The sequence below is a fragment of the Halorubellus salinus genome, assembly GCF_020567525.1.
Classification (GTDB): domain Archaea; phylum Halobacteriota; class Halobacteria; order Halobacteriales; family Natrialbaceae; genus Halorubellus; species Halorubellus salinus.
The window spans coordinates 39,228-59,046 of record NZ_JAJCVI010000002.1 but is presented as its reverse complement, the minus strand read 5'-3'; the positions used below and the strand labels follow the sequence as shown (position 1 = coordinate 59,046).

Below are 19,819 nucleotides of genomic sequence, written 5' to 3'. Positions count from 1 at the left end.
TCGATGGTCTCAGACGGCGACGACACCGCGAGTGCGGACGCGTTCGACCTCGCGCTCGGCACGCCACAGCCCACGCAGTACTGCCTGAGCGCCGCGAAGCTCCGCGGCGTCCTCGCGTGGTTCGACGTCGACGACCCGGCGTACGACCCGCTACCGGTCGCGAGAGACGCTCACGCCGACGAGTGGTTGCTGCTCGACGGCCACACGCGAGCGGTGTGCGCGCTCCTCGCGGGCGAGCGGTCGCTGCGCGTCCGCGACGCGACCGACGACGCCGACGTGGACCTCGCCGTCTATCGGACGTGCCGCGACTGGTGTCGCGAGCGCGGCGTTCGCTCGGTACGGGACCTCGTCGGCGAGACCTGGAGCGCGCAGCGGTACGAGGAGGAATGGCTGGGGCGGTGCGAGCGCGAACTCGGCGACGACTGAACGCCACGGGACCGTCTCGGTTCGGGAGGGACGCTCCTGGCGGTCGGGATCGAGCCGCGGACGGCCGTAGATACACCCATTACGTCTCGCTGCGTAGGTTGCAGGATGCCAGAAGAGACGCTGTTCGAGTTCGAGCGGGACATGCAGACGACCGAGGTCGCGGCGTACCTCCGGACGGTCGCGGACCACCTCGACTCCGGCGAGGAGTTCACGCTGGAGTCCGGTGGCGAGTCGGTGACGCTCACGCCACCGGGGCGCGTCGAGTTCGAGGTGGAGGTCGAGCGCGAGACGTCGAAGTCCGGCGGCTCGGGGGAGATAGAGGTCGAGTTCGAGCTGGAGTGGGACGAGGACGCCACCGACGGGGGCGACCTCACCATCGAGTAGTCCCGCAGTCGAGGGGTCGCGGGGGCGGTCAGGTCAGCTGGAGCGGGTCGACCTTGCAGTACTCGCGGAGTACGGTGGTCGCGTAGCTCCCGGAGGGGAGCGCAAAGGAGAACTCGAGGGCGTTCGCGTCGTCCTCGCGGTCGGTGCCGTCCGCGTCGTCGACGCGCTCGACGTCGATGGGCGTGGTGACCTGGACGGCGCGGCGCGTGCCGGTGCTCTCGAACTCGCCGGGGAGGTCGAAGTCGCCCGGTTCGAGGTCGAGGTCGTCGAGGACGGCTCGTTCTATCTCGCCGGGTTCGCCGTCGGCGAGGTCGGTGTCGGTCCCCACGAGGGGCGCGGTGACGAACGCGCGACCGCGCTCGCAGTGGCGAGCGATGGTGTCGACGCGTCGGTCGCTGACGCGCTGTGCGCGGTCGGGGTCGGGGACCGGGAGGTCGTTCGGGGCGTCAGCGTCGGCGAAGCAGACGACGTCGCCCGCGACGGGGCGGTGGAAGGGAATCCCGCGACGCAGGCGCTCGCTGAGGACCCTGTTGAAGACGTAGGATTGGGCGGCGTGCACGAACAGCGCCTGGAGGTTCGAGGGGAGTGCTTCGAGCGCCGCACGGTAGTCCGCGGGTTCGCTCGCGTCGCGCTCGACGAGCGTGTGGAGCATCGTGCGCTCGTACCGGAGGCGACGCGGGTACGCGTCGAGCGCCGCCTGCCAGTCCTCGGTCCCGGCTATCTCGCGGGCTTCGCGCGTCCCCTCGCGCTCGGCCTCGTTTGGGTTCGCGACGTACGCGAGCACCGCGCCCTTCCAGTCGTCGCGGGCGATGGCGAGGCCGACCTCGTGCGTGACCGGGCGCTGGCTCCCGAAGCGCTGCTGGCCGAAGAAGTTCGGCACGGCGACCGCGACGTCGCCATCCCCGTCCTCGGCGGCCGCGGCGTCGCCGTCCGCGAGGTCGCCCCACTCGCGGAGCGCGTCGGTCACGCCCGCCGCGTTCTCGGGCGCGTCGACGTCGCTGACGCGGATCTGGAACTCGTTCCCGGCGAGGTCCCCGAAGTAGATGTCCCGTCCCGCGCGCCCGACGACCTCGAGGTCGGCGCCGTCGACGTCGGGGAGGTCCCCGGGGCTGACGCCCTGGACGCTGAACAGCTGGGTGGTGACGGCGTGCTTGTCCTTCGTGCCCGCCCAGGAGACGCGCTCGCGACTGATACCCATCGCGTCGCTCAGGCGGCGCGCGTAGTCGTTCGTGTCCCAGCCGTGGAGGGTGACGCGACACACGAGGTAGGGGTAGTCGCCCGTCGGGGCGTCGACGGGTTCGGTCGCGAACGCCTCGCGTTCGACGACGCGGAAGCCCTCGTCGCGGTCGCGGAGGCGGCCGCCGACGCCGTCGACGTCGCTCGCGTACACCTCCATGCCGACCGCGTGCTCGCGGGGGTGGGCGTCGCGGGTCACGCTGCACCTCCGTCGCCGCCGATGCTGTCGTCGGCGACGAGCGCGTCCACCGCGTCGCGGTCGGGGAACGACGGCAGCGCGCCGCGTTCGGTGGCCGCGAGCGCGCCGGTGGCGGTCGCGGCGTCCAGGACGGCGTAGGGGTCGGTCGCGCCACCGGCGAGTTCGGCGACGACCGCGGCGAGGAACGCGTCGCCGGCACCGGTCGGGTCGACCGCGTCGACGTCGTACCCGTGGTGGGTGGCGCCGCCGCGGCCGAACGGCGACCGGTGCGTGCTCGCGGCGGCCGCGCCGTCGCTCCCGAGCGTCAGGAACGTCGTGTGCGGGCCGCGCTCGCAGACCGCCTCCGCGAGCGCCGGTGCGTCGCCGGGGCCGGGCCGGGTGCCGTCCGCGCCGGGCGTGATGCTCGCGACGTCGAACCCGGCGGCGGCGAGGTCCGCGGGCGTCGCCTTCACGACGTCCGCGAGCGCGAGCACCTGCTCGGTGACGGTCTGGAAGTCGTCGTCGGGCCACGCGGCCGGGCGAGCGTTCGGGTCGAAGACGAGCGTGCAGTCGGCGTCCGCGGCCGCCCGGGCGAGGTCGAGGACCGCAGACCGCGCGGGTTCGCTGGCGAGCGTGACGGCGCCGACGACGACGACGTCGACGTCGTCGAGTGCGTCCGTCGGCCGGGCCGCTGCCGGGCCCTCGCCGAGGTGTCGGTCGGCGCCGCGGTAGAACGTGAACGCGAGGTCGTCGTCGGCCGCGCGCTCGCGTGCCGCGAAAGCGACCGTCGTCTCGCGCTCGGGGTCGACCTCGACGAACCGGTCGGGGACGCCGTGCGCGTCGAGCGTGCGCCGACAGCGCTCGCCGAACCCGTCGTCGCCGACGCGCGTCCACAGCCACGCGGGTTCGTCGAGTGCCGCGAGCCCGGCGGCGACGTTCGCTGGCGCACCGCCGACGCGGGCGTCGAACGCCTCCGCGGTCGCGATCGACGCGTCCGGTGCGACGAGGTCGACGAGCGTCTCGCCGGCGACGAGGACGCGCGGGAGAGCGGTCTCGGTCATCAGTACAGCGAGAGGTGCCCGGTCGCGTTGTCGACGACGTCGTCCCGGCCGGGGCCGACCGCGCACGTCGTCGGCGTTCCCGGCTCCAGCTGGGTGTGGCCGGCGTCCCGGATGACGGCGTGCGGGAGGCCCTCGCGCTCGGCGCGACTCGCGACGTCGAACAGCTCGTCCTCGCCGCTCACCTTCACGACGATCTTCTTCTGTCCCTCGCCCTTCCACTGCTTGCGCGTCCGCGAGTCGGCGTCCTCGTACGCCGACAGCGACGCGTGCGCGACCTGCGCCGCGAGCTTCCCGCGGCCCATGTCGAGGTCCGTGCGTGCGGCGATGACCTGCTTCATACCGTGCCGAAGGCGGTCCTCGTTCAAAGTCACTCCCCTTCGCGTCCACCGGCCCGGGCGCCGTCCCGCGCTCGTGGATGCCGCGGGACTGGACGGCCTCGCCCGGTGCTCGCCCGGCTTACTGGTCGCGGTCGCCGTACCGGTCGTCGACCCAGAGCGACGCGGAGACGGCGTCGCTTCGCTCGAGTTCGTCGGCGAGCGCTTCGCGGACGGTCCGGCCGAGGTCCGCCAGCTCCGACCTGATGAGGGAGACGTCCGAGGAGTCCAGTCCGCCGGTCGCCGCGCGCTCTCGCCAGTCCGATGGGACGGTGGGGACGTCGTGGCGAAGCCGGTCGTCGGCTGGGTCCCAGTAGAAGTCAAGCGCCTGGAACAGCCCGAGCGCGGACGCGGCCTGGAAGTGGTCGTCGGTCAGGTCGGTTCGGTCGAGCCACTCCTCGAACCCGACGGTCCACGCGCTGTCGTGCAGGAGCGTCTCGAGGTCCTCGCGGTGGAAGTCCGGTGGGTCGTCGGCGTCGGTCGTCTCGAAGTCGCGGGGCGTCCCGCGGTTCGTCAGGTCTGGCGGGTCGGGTACCTCGACGTCGAGTGCCATGGGTGTGGATTCGACGGCCGGACGCATAAAGGAATACCGCGAGTTCGCGCGGCGTCGGCTGGTACGACCGCGTGGTTTTAGGAGCGCGCCGTCGTCGTCCCGAACATGATACTGTCGGACGCGGACATCACCGAACGGCTCGACGACGGCGACCTCGTCGTCGAACCGCTCGACGACCCCGAGCTCCAGGTGCAGCCGGCGAGCGTCGACCTGCGACTGGGCGCGCAGTTCCTCGAGTTCCAGCACGCGAACATCCCCTGCATCCACCCGAACGCCGAACAGGAGGTCGACGACTACGTCAGCGAGACCGTCGTCGACCCCGACCAGGAGTTCATCCTCCACCCCGGCGACTTCGTGCTCGGGACGACCTACGAGCGCGTGGAGATACCGAACGACCTCATCGCGCACGTCCAGGGCCGGTCGAGCATGGGGCGGCTCGCGGTCGTCGTGCACGCGACCGCGGGCGTCGTCGACCCCGGGTATCGCGGGCAGATCACGCTCGAACTCTCGAACCTCGGGACGGCGCCCGTCGCACTCACACCGGGGATGCGCATCAGTCAGCTCATCTTCACGGAACTGAAGACGCCCGCCGAGCGTCCCTACGGGAGCGAGCGCGGGTCGAAGTACCAGGACCAGGACGGCCCGCAGGCGTCCCGCATCGGGTCCGACAGCGAGTTCGGCGGCGACCAGCTCGCCGGCGACGACCGCGCCACCGGCGCGTCGGGTTCGTCGACGGACGACCGCGGGGCGCGGGGTGGCGAGCGATGAAGTTCATCGAGGAGGTCGTCGTCGACGAGTTCCTGCCGACGTACCGGTCGATGCTCGCCGCGGACCTCCGCGACCGCGGGTTCACGCAGAGCGAGGTCGCGCAGGCGCTCGGTATCTCGCAGTCGGCGGTGTCGAAGTACGCGCACGGCGACGTCGCACGGAACGACGCCATCCTCGACGACGACCGCGTCCAGGAGCTCGTCGGGACCGTCGGCGAGGGGCTGGCGTCGGGCGACATGAGCCCGGTGCAGGCGCTCGTCGAGGCGGAGGTCCTCATCCGGCGGCTGGAGCGCGGTGACCTGCTCGCGACCATCCACCGCGACGAGGTCCCGGAGCTCGCGGAGTACGGGAGCGACTTCGCCATCCACGACCCCGAGAGCGACCTGCGGACCGCCGAGCGCGTGCTCTCGTCGCTCCGTCGCGGGCTGCGCGTCCTCGAGAACGCGAGCGGGTTCGCGCGCCTCATCCCGAACGTCGGCACGAACCTCGTGGCGTGCACGCCGGACGCGGACTCCATCGACGACGTCGCGGGCGTCCCCGGCCGCATCGTGGACGTGAAGGGGCGGGCGACGGTGCCGGCGGAGCCCGAGTTCGGCGTGAGCGAGTACGTCGCGAGCGTCCTGCTCGCGGCGCGCGCGGCGGGTTCGGACGTGACCGCGGCGATCAACGTCCGGTACGACGAGGACGTGCTCGCGGCGCTCGAAGCGCAGGGCCACGAGACGGTGGAGTTCGAGGGCGAAGACGACATCGAGACGGCGGTCGCGGACGCGCTGGGCAAGCGCCCGGACGCGACGGTGCTCTACCAGACGGGGAGTTACGGCGTGGAACCCATCGTGTACGTGCTCGCGGAGGATTCGGTGAGTGCCGCGGAGGCGGTCCGGAACGTCGTGCGATGACGGCTCGTGGCGGCGGTGGCGGGCCGCGAGCCGACGAGCGCGGGGAACGCGCGGCGTCCGTGCAGTCGTTCTACGGACGGTGGGCGACGCTGTACGACGGCCTCGCGCGGTTCACGCCCGGTATCGGGCGACTTCGCCGGGAGGCGGTCGCGGCGCTCGACCTCGCTCGCGGCGACACCGTGGTCGACCTCGGGTGTGGGACGGGCGCGAACCTCCCCTACTTGCGCGAGGCGGTCGGCCCGACGGGGACGGTCGTCGGGGTCGACCTCACCGCGGGGATGCTCGCGCGAGCGCAGCGCCTCGTCGACGCGAACGGCTGGCGGAACGTCCACGTCGTCCAGGGGGACGCGACGCGACCGCCCGTGGACGGGCCGGTCGACGGCGTGCTCGCGTCGTTCGTCGTCGGGATGCTGGATGACCCGGCGAGCGCGGTCGCGGACTGGTGCGAGCTCGTGCGGCCGGTGGCAGGCGGCGACCCGGGCGGGGGCGTCGCGGTCGACCCCGGGCACGTGGTGCTCGTCGACGGCGCGCTCTCGGACCGGCCCGTCGCGCGTCCCCTGAACGCCGCGTTCCGCGCGCTCACGGTCGTCTCGACGCCGCCGACGTTCAAGTTCCGGTACGACCCCTCGCCACACGACGTCCTCCGCGACCGCGTCACCGCCGCCCGCGATGCCCTCAGAGAGCGTGCGAGCGCCACGTTCCACCGCGAGCACCTGCTCGGCGTCGTCCGCGTCACCGGCGGCCGTGTCCCCGCCGACGCCCAATCAACTTAGGAAAACGACAGGTCCGATGGGCTTTTGTGCACTGGGCCGCGAGCCGTAACCATGCGAACCATCGCCGTCCTCGCGGTGGCCGCGACGCTCGTTCTCGCCGGCTGCGCCGCCCCGAGCGGGCCCGGGACGACCGACGCCGAGCCCTCCGCGTCCGCGCCGGCCGCGGACAGCGAGTCCGTCACCGAACCGTCGACGGCATCGACCGACGCGACGACGGCCACGGCGACGACCACCGCCGCACCCACCACCTCCGGGAACGACTCCTCGTGGGACACCGACGACGCTCCCACCGGCGACGGGCTCCCCGCGAACGACACGGCGACGTTCCGGAACCTCACCGCACTCGTCGGCGTCGACGCGGAGCGGCCGGCGCTGACGGTGCTCGACGCGTCGCAGGACTACGGGACGCCGTTGACGCGGTACGTCCTACTCGGACTCGATGACGTCGACCCGCTGGGGTTGAACGAGACCTACGGGTACGCGACCCCCGGCGAGATCTACGTCGCACCCAAGGCCGCCTCCGAGCGCGCGGTGGAGCGCGTCCTCGTCCACGAGCAGTTCCACGTCGTCCAGTTCCAGCAGGGCTGGGTCGACCCCTACGGCGACCCGCCGACGACCGACGGCCGGGTCGCGTGGCGCGGCGTCGTCGAAGGGACCGCGGTCTGGGTGACCGACCGCTACGTCGACCGCCATCACGCCCCCGGCGCGACGGCCGGCCGCGAACGCCACGCCGCTGTGGTCGAAGACGGCCCCAGCTACAATCGGCTGTTCAGCGCACCGTACCTCTTCGGCGCGCGCTGGACCGACCACCACGTCGACGACCCCGCGAACGTCTCGTGGGCGTACGAGAACGTCCCGACCACCAGCGAGCAGTTGATGCACAACCGGACGCCAGCCGAGGAACCGATCGACGGCGTCGACCTCGCGATCCGCTCCGAGGACTGGTTCGACCGCGACGCCGACCGCCTCGGCGAGCTGTACGTCTGGGCGACGCTCCGCGGTGAGCTGTCCGCGAACCGCTCCCGGACCGCCGCCGCGGGCTGGGGTGGGGACGCGTTCACGATGGTCGCCGACACGAGCGGACGCACCGAGACCCTCGCGTGGGCGCTCCGCTGGGACGGCGAGCGCGACGCCGACGAGTTCACCGCCGCGGCGCGCGACTGGGCGGCCGCTCGCGACGACGACGTCGCGATCCGCGTGCTGCGCGTGAACGCGACCACGTCGGTCGTGCTCGCCGGCCAGGACGCGTTCGTCGGGAACGCGACGGCCGACGTCGAGGGCGGGACCGTCGTCGTCGCGCACGGGAACGCGACCGCCGCGACCGACGCCCGCGGCGTCGCGTAGCGACGGAACCGCGCAGGTTTTTTGTGGCGTGCCAAGAAGCGAATCGTATGCGAGGCCTCCCCGCGCTCGCGGTCGCCGCCCTCCTCGTCGTCGCCGGGTGTGCCGGCCCGACGACGCCGACGGACGCGCCGACCGCGACCACCGATGCGACCGAGCCAGAAGCGACCAGCGACGCGACGACCACCGCGGAGACGACCGACGCACCCTCGAACGTCGACGAGACGTCGACGAGCGCCGACGCGACCGACGACGGCGACGGCGTGCCCGACCCCGAATCACTGGCCGTGAACGACACGCGGACGTTCCGGAACCTCACCGCGATGCTCGGCGTCGACGCCGACCGGCCGACGCTCGATACGCGGAACCTCAGCCAGTTCTTCCGGAGCCGCGACACCCCGCGCAAGCGCCTGCTCGGCCTCGAGGAGTACGTCGAAGACCCGGCCGAGGATCCCCACGGGCTGGCGACGGGGAACGGCCGCATCTACGTCCAGCCGGCGGGCGCATCGCCCGGGGTCGTCGAGCAGGTCGTCGTGCACGAGCAGTTCCACGCGGTCCAGTTCCAGCAGGGCTGGACTGCGCCCAGTCGCCCGACCACGACCGACGGCCGGCTCGCCGTCGGCGGCGCCGTCGAAGGGGCGTCGGTGTGGATCGCGGGCGAGTACGCCGAGCGCTACCAGCGCGACGGCGTCGACCGCCAGGTGCGGATGGTCCGGGACGCGGTCGTGAACGGTCCGGACGGCTGGCGGGTGTTCCGTGCACCGTACTACTTCGGCGCGCGCTGGACCGAGCACCACCTCGACGACCCCGCCAACGTCTCCTGGGTGTACGCAAACCCACCGGAGACGACCGAGCAGCTCATGCACAACCGCACCGCGAGCGAGGAACCCGTGCGGCCGGTGTCCGTCGCGGTCGAGGGCGAGGGCTGGGTCGAGAGCGCGGGCGACCGGCTGGGCGAGGCGTACGTCTGGGGGACGCTCCGCGGGGAACTCGACGCGAACGCGTCCCGGAGAGCGGCGGCGGGCTGGGGTGGCGACGAACTCCGGATGGTCTCCGGGCCGGGCGGCGACACGCGCAACCTGACGTGGGCGATGCGGTGGGATACTGCAAGCGACGCCGACGAGTTCGCGGCGGCGTTCGCGGACTGGCGCGGTGAGCGCGACGCGAACGCGTCGTTCCGACTCGTACGCGTGAACGAGACGGTGACGCTCCTGCTCGCCGGCGACGCCGCGTTCGTCGACGCGGCGGTCGCGTCGATGGGCGACGGGAACACCGTCGTCGTCGAACGGTCGACGACGCGGAACGCCAGCAGCGGACGGTTCACGTCGGCGTCGGGGTCGCGCGCTGTCGCGACGCCCACGACCGTCGCCTGACGCGTTCGAACGCGTCGACCGGGGCCGTCCGCTCGGGGGAAGGCCTAAGCGGGACGTCCTCGTCGTAGGTCCATGTCATCGAATCGACGCGTCGTCGGCGTGCTGGTCGCCGCGGCGCTCGTCGCGCTCGCGGGCTGTTCGACCGCGGGCGTCGACACGCCGACGTTCGCACCGACGTCGACCGACGCCGTCGCGCCGACGACCACCGCCGGCGACGACACGTACGCGCTCGGCGAACGCGTCGCACTCGACGGGGAGAACGCCACCGTCGAGGTCCGCGTCGTCGACTACGAGTTCGTGGACTCCTACGAGCGAGCGAGAGACGACGGCGGGACCGAGACCGTGACCGCGCCCGCCGGCCAGCAGTTCCTGTTCGTGAAGGTCGGCGTCGAGCACGTCGACGGTGCGGCGACCGCGACGCCGTCCGCCGGCGTGCGCCCGTCCAACGACTCCGTCGACGTCTCCGACAGCCTCCCCGCGTCGTTCGACGATGGCGTCTATCGGAGCGTCCGCGAACTCCCGGTCGACGGGTCGTCGACCGGCTGGCTCGCGGTGCAGGTCGACGCCGAGGTCACCGCGAGCGACGTCCGCGTCGCGTTCTCGCCGGACGTCCTCGTCACCGAGGACGAGTACGCGTGGACGCTCGTCGACGAGGACGACTGACGCCGCTCACCCGCCGAGTTCGGCGATGGCGGCGTCGAGGTCGCGGTAGCGCGTGTCGTCGTCGCGGGACTCGAGTTCGACCTCGCCGGTCTCCGCGTAGTGATTGCCGAGCACGACCTTCGTGGGGGCGCCGAGGAGGTCGCTCTCCGCGAACCGTTCGCCGATCGTCTGCTCGCGGTCGTCGAACAGCAGGCAGTCGACGCCCGCGGCCTCGAGCTCGTCGTGGACGCGGTCGGCCGCGTCCTTCGCGTCGCCCTCGTACGACAGGGGGACGACCGCGACCTCGTAGGGCGCCACGGTTCCGTGGTCCGTGACGGGCCAGCGGCAGCCGTCGGCGTCGGCGTGCTGGAGGCAGAGCGTCTGCACGATACGCGTCACGCCGATGCCGTAGCTCCCCATCTCGACCGCGGTCTGGTCGCCGTCGGCGGTGTCCACGCGGAGGTCCATCGCGTCCGAGTAGCGCGTGCCGAGCTGGAAGACGTGCCCGACCTCGACGCCCTCGGTCGCGCGAAGCGCGCCGCCGCAGTCGGGGCACGCGTCGACGCCGTCGCCGTCCTCCCGTCGGTACGCGCCGAAGTCGCGGTGTTCGTCGGTGACGCCGAACCGACAGCCCTCGCGCTCGCACGCGACGACGTCGAGCGTCCCACCCGAGTCGACGGGCGCGACGAACTCCTCGCTCGTACTCCCGCCCATCGCGGCGTTGTCGGCCTCGCAGACCACGACGTCGAGCCCGAGCGCGTCGAAGATCCGCTCGTAGGCCGCGCGGACCTCGCGGTACGTCTCTCGGAGCCCGGCTTCGGTCGCGTGCAGGCTGTAGGCGTCCTTCATCGTGAACTCCTTCGTCCGCAGGAGGCCGTTGCGCGCGTGGTCGTCCCGGTGCTTCGATTCGACCTGGTAGAGGAGGAGGGGGAGGTCGTCGTACGACCGGACGAACCCGTCGACGAGGTGGACGACGCCCTCCTCGTGGCTGGGCGCGAGACACATCTCGACGTCGTCGCGGTTCTCGAGCGTGAACATCTCGCCCTCGAAGCTCCCCCAGCGCCCGCTCGCCTCCCAGACGTCCCGGTAGTTCAACTGGGGGAGTGAGACGCGCTGACCGCCGATGGCGTCCATCTCCGCGGCGACGACGTCGATGACGTTCCGGCGGACGCGCTCGCCAGTGGGCGCGAAGCCGTACAGGCCGCTCCCGAACTGGCGGACGAGTCCGGCGCGGACCGCGAGCCGGACGTCGTCGCGCGCCTCTCCGCGGTCCTCGCGGCTCGTCGCCAGGAACGCGTCGCTACGACGCACCCCGACCACCTCCGAGAAGCCGCGACGTTCGACCGCCAGCGCAGCCGCTGGATAGCGATTCGACTACACAGAACAGCAGGTTCTCAGTGCGTTCGCGGAACCCGGCCGCGGGCCGCACCGGACCCGCGGTTGCCACCGCAAACGCTCAGTGTTCGACGCATAGCACGTGGACTGAGAACGCCACCCGGCAAATATGTGTCGGTGGCGTGTCACTCCGTCGCGAGGTGGGCTCGGACACCGACCGCATCCCCCAGAACGGCCATCGGCGTCAGCGGAGCGCCGAGGTCCACATCTCCTGTAAACTCCGTGGGCGGTCAGACGGGACCATCAGTCGTCGTCGGCGGGCGGAGCCTGCGAGCGGGAACCGTCGAGTTCGACGTCGGGGGCGTCGACGTCGAGTTCGTCGAGCGCGACCTCGGCGGCCTTCTTCCCGGAGACGAGCATCGCGCCGAACGTCGGCCCCATGCGGGGGAGGCCGTAGGCGGTGGCGACGGCCATCCCGGAGGCGACGAGGCCGTCGTGGACGAGGCCGGTGTGTTCGACGACCTCGTCCTCGCTGCGGCCGACCCACATCGAGTCGTGGCCGGGCGAGTCGTGGCCGGGTGCGCCGTAGGCGTCGGCGTCCGAGGAGTCCATCACGTCGCCGCGTTCGTTCGCCGCCTGGATGCCGGGGGCGTCGAGGACGCCGCGCTCGTCGAGCTTGTTGATGGCCATGGCGTCGTGGCCGGTGGAGTCGATGACGAGGTCGGCTTCGACGGCGACCGGGTCGACGCACGTGATCTCGCGGGGAAGCGCGTGGACGGGCGTGTAGTTCATGACGATGCCGGCGACGCGGTGGTCCTCGCGGACGACGATGTCCGTGAACTCGGTCATGTTCTGGATCTTCGCGCCGGCGTCGCACGTCGCCTCGATGAGCGAGGACGCGGCGTGCGGCCCGTTCGCGACGAAGAGGTCCTCGGTGTCGCGCGCGGCGTCGTACGGCACGTCGAGCTCGTCGAAGACCTTCTGGGCGGGGTCGCGGACGGTGACCTTGTTCATGAGGAAGCCACCGAGCCAGAACCCGCCGCCGAGGTAGTTGTTCTTCTCGACGACCATCACGTCGACGTCGCGCTCGGCGAGCTCCTTCGCGGCCATCAGGCCGGAGGGGCCGCCGCCGACGACGATCACCTGGCAGTCGGAGTAGTCGAGGAACTCCTCGCTCCACTCCTGGCCGATGGCCTGGGTCACCTGTGCCTCGCCGACGTCGCTGAACGAATCGAAGTCCTGCATACCACCTAGTGATATATCTAAGTGGTAGAAATGGGTTTCGGTACGTGCGGCTCTCGGATCGACGACGCCAGAAACGCCCTCCGTCCGGCTCACCCGCGGTTCACGCCCTCACTCGACGGTCCGGATCGCCTCCAGGAGCTCGCGACGGTACCGGCCCGGCTCGACCTCGACGCCACCGACCGGGCGCGTGACGTACGCGCCGCCGGCGAGCGACACGTCGCCCGCGTCGTGCCAGACGCCGAGCCACCCCTCGCAGTCCACGCGCACGCCGTTCACCGGGACCGTCGCGTCGTACTGTCGGAGCGCCACGCGAACGCCCTCGTCCGTCCGCGTCCGGTCTCGCCGCCCGCGAGACACCGACTCGAACCCGCGCTCGCGGAGGTCCGCCGCGAACTCGCGCTCCGCGGACTCCCGGACCGTCGGGAACACCGACGCGACGCCCGCACCCGGCGGCAGCGGCGGTTCGAACGCCAGGTGCGTCGCGAACGCGAACCGCACCGGATGGTCGACCGCGCCGTCGGTCGCCGCCCGCACCGACTCCCGCAACCCGACGTCCTCGTACACGACGGTGTGCCCGCGGACGCGCATCGTCGGCAGCGAGAACACGACCGACTCCTCGTCGTTCACCTTCCGCCAGTTCCCCGGCAGCGACAACGTCGGCTTCTCCGGCATACCCCACGGTACGGGCGCCTTCATGAAAACGATACGCCGGATTCGGGACGACGCCCACGCCGTCGACCCCGCATCCCACCCTGCGCGACGTAGCGGAGTCGACCGCACCGACCGTCAGGCGATGTAGCGGAGCGTCGAGCCGTGCTCGCTCTCGCTGTACCGTTCGCGGTCCGGCCAGTTCGCGAGCGTCGACGGCGTCGCCTCCACCGCCGTCAGCAGTCGATCCGTCGTGACCTCGGCGCTCTCGCGGAGTGCGGCGCGCGCGGCGTTCCCCGCGGCGAGCCTGAGGTCCGCGATGGCGTACCCCGTCGCGGCCGCCGCGACGCGCTCGTAGTCGATCGTCGGCGCGGCGAGCGCGTCGTCGACCGCCGCGTCGAGCGCGGCAGCGCGCGTCTCCGCGTCCGGCGGCGGTACCTCCACGCGCTCGTCGAACGCCGCGGCGTGCAGGACCGCGTCGTCGACGTCGCTCAGGAGGTGCGTGGCGCCGAGGACGAGCACGTCGTGGTCGACTACCGTCCGGAGCTCCATCGTCAACTGGTCGTGCAGGCGGCGTTCGGCGGCGGTCCCGCGACCGCGGTCCGCGGCCGCGAGCGTGTCCAGGTCGTCGAGGAAGAGCACGCTCGGTGCGTTCGCCTTCGCGAGCGCGAACGCGTCCGCGACGTCCTCGGCGGGCGACCCCGGCCAGTCCGTGACGAGCTTCGACGGCGTCACCGACAGGAACGGGACGTCCAGTTCGCCGGCGACCGCGCGAGCGAGGTACGTCTTCCCGCAGCCCGGCGGGCCGAACAGGAGCGCGCCGTCGAGTCCAGGGATGCCGTGACGGTCGTAGACGTCCGCGCTCGCGACCGGATGGACGACGCGCTCGTCGATCTCGCGCGTCGTCCCCGTCATCCCCGGTACCGCCTCGAAGTCCCGCGACACGTCGGTGTCGACGACGTCCGTGGCGGGCAGCTCGACGTCGCCGGGGACGGAGAGGTCGCCGGCGCGCGACGGTGGCGTGCCGACGTCGTACTCGTCGAGCCAGTCGCCGATGCTCGTCTCGAGGTCGTCGACGGCCGCGAGCAAGCGGTCGGTCCCGATGGGGGCGTCATCGTCGAGCGCGGCGCGTGCGGCCTCCTCGACGGCGAGCTCCAGGTCGCTCGCCGCGAACCCCGCCGACCGGCGGACGACCGGGCCGAGGTCGAGGTCGTCGCTCGTCGGCCGCCCGCGCAGGTGAACGGCGAGTATCTCGCGTCGAGCGTCCGCGTCCGGCGGCCTGACCTCGACGTGCTTGTCGAACCGCCCCGACCGGAGGATGGCGTCGTCGACGTCCTGCACGTGATTCGTCGCCGCGACGACGACGACGTCGTGCTCGGCCGCGTCCTCCAGTTCGACGAGCAACTGGTTGACCATCTGCTGTTCGGTGTTGGTCATCTGGCGGTCGCGGTCGCCCGCGACCGCGTCGAGTTCGTCGACGAACACCACGCAGGGCTTGTTCGCTCTCGCGACCGCGAAGACGTCCGCGACGTTGTCCGCGGCCTCGCCGACCCACTTGCTCGCGAGGTCCGCGGGCGTCACCGCGCCGAACGCACGGCCGAGTTCGCCAGCGAGTGCTCGCGCCAGGTACGTCTTCCCGCAGCCCGGCGGTCCGTGCAGGAGCACGCCGTTGACCGCACCGAGCCCGTACTCCTCGTAGCGCTCGGGCCTCGCGAGCGGTGCGAGCACGCCCTCCTCCAGTTCGGCCTTCAGGTCGTGCATCCCGCCGACGTCCTCGAAGCGCCGGTCGGGGGTCGCGTCGAACGCGGCCGCCGCCGCGTCGCTCACACCGTCTGGCGTCCGCACGCCATCGCCAGCCGACCCACCTCCGCCGCTCTCGCCCGCCACGCCACTGCCGGGAGCGGCGTCACCGACCGCGTCCTCGTCACCGTCCCCCTCGACGACGTCGGCGAGCGAGTCGTCGCCCGACTCGGGGTCCACGCCGGACTCGTCGTTGGCCCCGTGACCGAGCGGGTCGACGCGCCGGTACGCGTCGCCGTGGTCGTCGACGACGAGATGCGCGACCCACGGGTGACGGGTGACGCGGCGGTCGTCGACGCGAACGCCGAGCAGCCACGTCTCGTCCTCGCCCTTCGTCGTGTACTCGACGCACCAGAACGGCAGGTAGATACGCGAGACGTCGACCACGCCCTCGAACCCCGCCGGGTCGAGGTCGTCCGGGAGCCCGAGTCGCTCCGCGATAGCGTCGGCCACCCGACCGCTCGTCTCGTCGCTCGCGTTCGCCCGCCGCTGCCACTCGTCGGCGCGTTCGCGGAACGCGCGCTCGGCGTCCGCGTCGCCGACCTCGTACGACAACGGCATCGCGGTGCCCGCGCGACCGTCGGTGCCGAGGTCGAGTCGGGACGCCTCGAGCGGTACGGGGTCGCGGACGGTCTGCCGGTACCGCGTCAGTTCCCGCTCGCTGTCGCCCTCGCGGCCGTCGAGGACCGCCACCGACGTCCGCCGGTCGTCGCCCGTCACGCCCCCGGACTCGCCGTCCGAAGCGGACTGGTACCCGTACTCGACGCGGTACGCGGGATAGAGCACGCGCCGCAGCCGCCGGACGCGCTTGTCCTCGAACCACGAATCCAGCCCCGTGAGCGCGTCGTACGCGTGCCCCGGGTCGTCGAGTCGGCGGTCGACCACGTCCGCCGGCAGGTCCGTCACTGCGACCGCACCTCCCGTTCACGCCGTCCGAGATACATCTCTATCCACCGAACTACTGTCTACAAACTAACGCCTTTCGACTCCCGCCGTCACCCCCGCTCGCGGGTCGACGCGCCGTGGCGCTCGGTCAGTCGATGCTGCCGTCGCCGCCGTCCCGGATGCGGGCCTCGGCGTCCGCGAGCGTCGCCTCGGCGTCGAACGCGTCGACGATCTCGCGCAACTCGTCGTCGGTCGCACCGGCGAGGTCTCGTGCGTGCCGCGTCACGTTCGGGACCGCACGCACGACGTTGTCGATGATCGGGACGGCTGCGGTCTGGGGCGAGCGCGACATCGGGTTCAGGTCGACGACGACGTTCGTCTTCCCCATCGCCGACAGCGCCTCCGCACGGTCGCCGTCCTCCAGCGGGACGAGCACGACGTCCGCGTCGTAGATGCCGTCCGCGTCAACCTTCGCGCGCTCGTGAGAGAGTCCGGGAATGCGAGCGTCCGCCGCCAGCCCCTTCACGTCCTCGGCACCGTGAGCCTCCAGGTGCTCGACGATGGCGCGCATCCGCTCCTCGGTTCGATTGAAGAGGTTCACCTCCAGGTCCGCACCAACGACCTCCGCGAGCTCGACGAGTTCGCCCGGGCACAGCGCCGCGACGTTCCCGTTCACAGACAGCACCGCGTGCTCGGCGAGCAGGAGGTGCGCCGCCGCGACGCGCTCGGCCGCGTCCGCACTCGCCGTCGTCTCCTCGCCGAGCAGGTAATCGAACGCCTCACCGCGTCCCTGCGCGATCAATCCCTGCTGGCTCGTGATGCCCTTCGCCACCCCGTCCTCGATGCGGTGCCGAGTCAGCAACGACTCGTACCGCGGATGATCCTCCGGCACGTCCACCTCGCTCATACCACTCCTCGACGGTGGACGCGTGAAAAAATACCGGAACGGACGTGCACTGGAACGATACAGGAGCGCCCGTACGCTGGAACGATACCGGAACGCTCGCGTGCCGGTCTACAGGCGCTGCCGTTCGGCGAAGTTCACCCAGCCGTCCGGCGCGGTGTCCTTGACCGTGTTCATCGCCTCGCGCGCCTCCACGCGCGTCTCGTAGACCTGCGTGCTCGTCGCCATCGGGTCGCCGTTGTCGTCGACGAGCTTCCACCGCCAGCCGTCGTCCTCGGCGTGCAACTCGAACGCGGCGGAGTCGATCTCGAGGATGCTCGCACCCCCGATGAGGTCGCGGACGTCGTCGAGCGCCTCCCGGGCCGCGCGCTCGCTCGGGTACGACGTCGCGCCCTCCGTGACGACCGTCCGGCCGTCGTCGAGGAGCCGCCAGCGCCACGACGGCGCATCGCCCTCGGCCTCGGGGTACACCTCGAAGCTCGCGACGCCGAAGTCGACCTCGCCGGCCTCCGGCGCGAGCCGCTGCACGCGCTCCAGCTGGTCGACGACCTCCGAACTCGACCGACGCGCTTCGGGGCCGGTCGCGAGCGACTCCCGGTCCGCCGACAGCAACTCCCACTGCCAGCCGTCGTCGTCCTGGGTCACCCACATCGCGGCGTCCTCGACGAACACCGGCGCGTCCGACGCGTCCACGCGGAGGTCCTCCACGACCCCGCGCACCGCGTCCTCCGTCTCGTAGGACTGCTCGCCGTCCGCGAGCACGTCGCGGTCCCGGTCGAGGAGCTTGAACCGCCACTCGTCGGTCTCCTGGAGCTGTACCGACAGCTGACCGACCGTGAACACCGACGCGGCCGTCGCGTCGTCGCGCAACTCCGACACCGACTGGTGGAGGTCGTCGCGCGTCGGATGCGTGGTCGCCGACGCCGCCACCGTCCGGTTCTCCGGGAGCACGAACCGCCACCGCCAGTCCTCGCCGTCCGTGTACGTCTGGAACGCCGGTGCGTCCATCGTCCGAACGTCCGCGTGGAGGTCCGACGTCAGTTCGTTCATCGCCTCGCGCGCACCAGCCCGGGAATCGTGGACGTGCGGGTCCTCCGCGATGAGCTTCCCGGCTTCGTCGATGAGCCGCCAGCCCCAGCCGCCGCGGTCGTCGTCCCGGAACAACTCGAACGCGGCCGTGTCTATCTCGATGATGTCCGCGTCCGGCGCCTTCTCCTTCAGCGTGAACATCGCCTCGGTCGCCTCGCCACGGGAATCGTGCTCCGCGCCCGAGTCAGCCATCACCGCACCGTCCTCGTCGATGAGCCGCCAGCGCCACTCGCCGGTGTCGGCCTCGTACACCTGGAACGCCGCCTCGTCGAACTCGATGAGGTCCGCCTCCGCGGCCTGGCTTCGAACGCGCTCGATGCCCTCGCGCGCCGCCTCGTCGGAGTCGTGCGGTTCCGTGCTGTCCGCGACCACCGACCGGTCCTCGGTGACGAGCCGCCAGTGCCACTCCTCGTCCTCGGCCGTCGACCCGGCTCCGGGGTACGTCTCGTACGCCGCCCCGTCGACCGTCACGACGTCCGCCTCCGCCGCCCCGGACTTGAGTTCGCGCGCCGCCTGCTCCGCGCTCGCACGGTCCCCGAGCGGCTCCGGGTGCCGTGCGATGACGTCGTCCGCGTCGTCCACCAGCCGCCACTCCCACGCGTCCTCGTTCTCGTACACCTCGTAGGTCGGGTCGCCCGCGACCGTCGTCCCCGCGTCGCCGAGGTCGTCGAGCACGCGCTCGGCCGCGGCCTCGGCCGACCGTCGCCCGTCGAACGCCTCACGGGACGTCACCAGCTCGCGCTGCTCCGGGTCGACGATACGCCACCGCCAGCCGTCACCGGCCTCGTGGAGCTCCACGCCGAAGGACTCGACGACGATGGTGCGGCCAGCCCCGAGCAGGTCGCCCGCGCGCTCGGCCTCGTCGACCGACGACGACCGACTGTTCGCCGCCGCCACGCCCGACGCCAGCGTCCGGCGGTCGTCGTCCAGCAGCTCCCAGTGCCAGCCGTCGTCGTCCTGCAGGTAGTTGAACGCCGCCCCCTCGATGTCGACGACCTCCGCGGTCGGCGCACGGTCCTTCAGGAAGCTCACGTCGCCCTCCGCGCCGTCGCGCGCGTCGAACTCGCCGTGACTCTCCGCGACGACGCTCCCGTCGTCGCGCATCAGCATCCACCGCCAGCCGTCGGCCGCGTTCTCGTACAGGCGGAACGCCGCGGTCGTTATCTCCAGCAGGCGCGCGTTCCCGATCTGTTCTTTCAGCGCGTCGATCGCGTCCTCGGCGTCCGGGCGCGTCTTCGCGCTCTCGGTCGCCGCCGCCATCGCCTCCTCGTGGACGACGTTCCACGTCCAGTCGCCGGCGTCGTCGCGATGCACCGCGAACATCGCGTCCTCCTCGGCCTCGCCGAGCATGATGGGTGGATGCTCGTCGATGCCTTCGTTCTCCACGAGCATCGCGCGCTCCCCGGTCAACACCGGGACGAGTGCGGTGATGCCCGCAAGGCCACCGCACCCGACCGCGTACACCGCCATCACCGCGGGATTCCCCTGATTCGGCGCCCAACTCCCCGGGTACGCGAGCACGAACCACGTCACGCCACCGAGCGCGATCGCGAGCCCGACGACGCTCGCCTGGATACCGCGCTGTCGCACCGGCAACAGGAGCACGATACCGAACAACGCCACCGCGAGGCCACTCGAAGCGATCGTGATGGATATCTCGCGGAGGAGGAACTGCTGGCCCGACGCCTGCGCCGGGCCGAGGATGTAGATGAGCACCCCGAGCATCCCCGAGAGGTACCCCACGATGAACACCCAGTACCCGTAGACGTCCTTCGCCGAATCCGCCTCACCCACGTACTGCTCGTACAACCGGAACAGGCTGTTATTGACGCCCTGAAGTCCAGACATTGTCTAACACACTTGGCCAGAAGGACTATCTACCGTAATAATATTCGGATACTAATCGCT

At 71.7% G+C, this 19,819-nt stretch carries 18 protein-coding genes; 8 read left to right on the top strand and 10 right to left on the bottom strand.

The annotated features are described in order from the left end of the window. Positions 1–3: 3 nt before the first annotated feature. Positions 4–426, top strand: a complete 423-nt coding sequence (locus LI336_RS04745; protein WP_227131497.1) for a hypothetical protein — start codon at positions 4–6, stop codon at positions 424–426. Between the two features lie 105 nt (positions 427–531). Further along, positions 532–810, top strand: coding sequence for an amphi-Trp domain-containing protein (locus LI336_RS04740; protein ID WP_227131496.1), 279 nt, complete (start codon positions 532–534; stop codon positions 808–810). Between the two features lie 28 nt (positions 811–838). Here LI336_RS04740 and truD read toward each other — a convergent pair whose 3' ends face one another. The 4 genes from truD to LI336_RS04720 form a co-directional block, all read right to left on the bottom strand. Next, on the bottom strand, positions 839–2,206 hold the full coding sequence (truD, locus tag LI336_RS04735) for a tRNA pseudouridine(13) synthase TruD (RefSeq protein ID WP_438267273.1): 1,368 nt from the start codon (positions 2,204–2,206) through the stop codon (positions 839–841). Between the two features lie 35 nt (positions 2,207–2,241). After that, positions 2,242–3,285 carry a carbohydrate kinase family protein gene (locus tag LI336_RS04730; protein ID WP_227131494.1) on the bottom strand — a complete coding sequence of 348 codons (1,044 nt, stop codon included), beginning with the start codon at positions 3,283–3,285 and terminating at the stop codon, positions 2,242–2,244. After that, positions 3,285–3,623, bottom strand: a complete 339-nt coding sequence (pth2, locus tag LI336_RS04725; RefSeq protein ID WP_227131493.1) for a peptidyl-tRNA hydrolase Pth2 — start codon at positions 3,621–3,623, stop codon at positions 3,285–3,287. The genes LI336_RS04730 and pth2 overlap by 1 nt, the downstream gene beginning before the upstream one ends. A gap of 118 nt (positions 3,624–3,741) precedes the next feature. Then, a complete protein-coding gene (locus LI336_RS04720; RefSeq protein WP_227131492.1) occupies positions 3,742–4,212 on the bottom strand; it encodes a DUF7992 family protein in 471 nt (156 codons plus the stop codon). A 105-nt stretch (positions 4,213–4,317) separates the two neighbouring features. On the opposite strand from LI336_RS04720, the gene dcd reads away from it, so the two are divergent. From dcd to LI336_RS04690, 6 genes are all read left to right on the top strand, one after another. Continuing rightward, on the top strand, positions 4,318–4,980 hold the full coding sequence (dcd, locus tag LI336_RS04715; RefSeq protein WP_227131491.1) for a dCTP deaminase: 663 nt from the start codon (positions 4,318–4,320) through the stop codon (positions 4,978–4,980). Continuing rightward, positions 4,977–5,876: a thiamine-phosphate synthase family protein gene (locus LI336_RS04710; RefSeq protein ID WP_227131490.1), complete on the top strand. Its 900-nt coding sequence runs from the start codon at positions 4,977–4,979 to the stop codon at positions 5,874–5,876. The genes dcd and LI336_RS04710 overlap by 4 nt, the downstream gene beginning before the upstream one ends. Further along, positions 5,873–6,649 carry a class I SAM-dependent methyltransferase gene (locus LI336_RS04705; RefSeq protein WP_227131489.1) on the top strand — a complete coding sequence of 259 codons (777 nt, stop codon included), beginning with the start codon at positions 5,873–5,875 and terminating at the stop codon, positions 6,647–6,649. The genes LI336_RS04710 and LI336_RS04705 overlap by 4 nt, the downstream gene beginning before the upstream one ends. A gap of 51 nt (positions 6,650–6,700) precedes the next feature. Continuing rightward, positions 6,701–7,993 carry a hypothetical protein gene (locus tag LI336_RS04700; RefSeq protein WP_227131488.1) on the top strand — a complete coding sequence of 431 codons (1,293 nt, stop codon included), beginning with the start codon at positions 6,701–6,703 and terminating at the stop codon, positions 7,991–7,993. A 47-nt stretch (positions 7,994–8,040) separates the two neighbouring features. Then, positions 8,041–9,363, top strand: a complete 1,323-nt coding sequence (locus LI336_RS04695; protein WP_227131487.1) for a hypothetical protein — start codon at positions 8,041–8,043, stop codon at positions 9,361–9,363. Positions 9,364–9,435: 72 nt separating this feature from the next. Beyond that, on the top strand, positions 9,436–10,026 hold the full coding sequence (locus LI336_RS04690; protein WP_227131486.1) for a hypothetical protein: 591 nt from the start codon (positions 9,436–9,438) through the stop codon (positions 10,024–10,026). Between the two features lie 6 nt (positions 10,027–10,032). Here LI336_RS04690 and LI336_RS04685 read toward each other — a convergent pair whose 3' ends face one another. The 6 genes from LI336_RS04685 to LI336_RS04660 all read right to left on the bottom strand — a co-directional run bounded on the left by LI336_RS04685 (position 10,033) and on the right by LI336_RS04660 (position 19,759). Further along, on the bottom strand, positions 10,033–11,316 hold the full coding sequence (locus LI336_RS04685; RefSeq protein WP_227131485.1) for an aminoacyl--tRNA ligase-related protein: 1,284 nt from the start codon (positions 11,314–11,316) through the stop codon (positions 10,033–10,035). A gap of 327 nt (positions 11,317–11,643) precedes the next feature. Beyond that, complete coding sequence (locus LI336_RS04680) at positions 11,644–12,585, bottom strand: thiazole biosynthesis protein (RefSeq protein ID WP_227131484.1); 942 nt, start codon at positions 12,583–12,585, stop codon at positions 11,644–11,646. A gap of 108 nt (positions 12,586–12,693) precedes the next feature. Beyond that, complete coding sequence (locus LI336_RS04675) at positions 12,694–13,257, bottom strand: DUF6517 family protein (protein ID WP_227131483.1); 564 nt, start codon at positions 13,255–13,257, stop codon at positions 12,694–12,696. A gap of 114 nt (positions 13,258–13,371) precedes the next feature. Beyond that, positions 13,372–15,939 carry an AAA family ATPase gene (locus LI336_RS04670; protein WP_227131482.1) on the bottom strand — a complete coding sequence of 856 codons (2,568 nt, stop codon included), beginning with the start codon at positions 15,937–15,939 and terminating at the stop codon, positions 13,372–13,374. A 127-nt stretch (positions 15,940–16,066) separates the two neighbouring features. Next, positions 16,067–16,825 (bottom strand): 4-phosphopantoate--beta-alanine ligase, encoded by a 759-nt coding sequence (locus LI336_RS04665; protein ID WP_227131481.1) that lies wholly within the window; start codon positions 16,823–16,825, stop codon positions 16,067–16,069. Between the two features lie 108 nt (positions 16,826–16,933). Beyond that, positions 16,934–19,759: a DUF1508 domain-containing protein gene (locus LI336_RS04660; protein WP_227131480.1), complete on the bottom strand. Its 2,826-nt coding sequence runs from the start codon at positions 19,757–19,759 to the stop codon at positions 16,934–16,936. Positions 19,760–19,819: the final 60 nt, after the last annotated feature.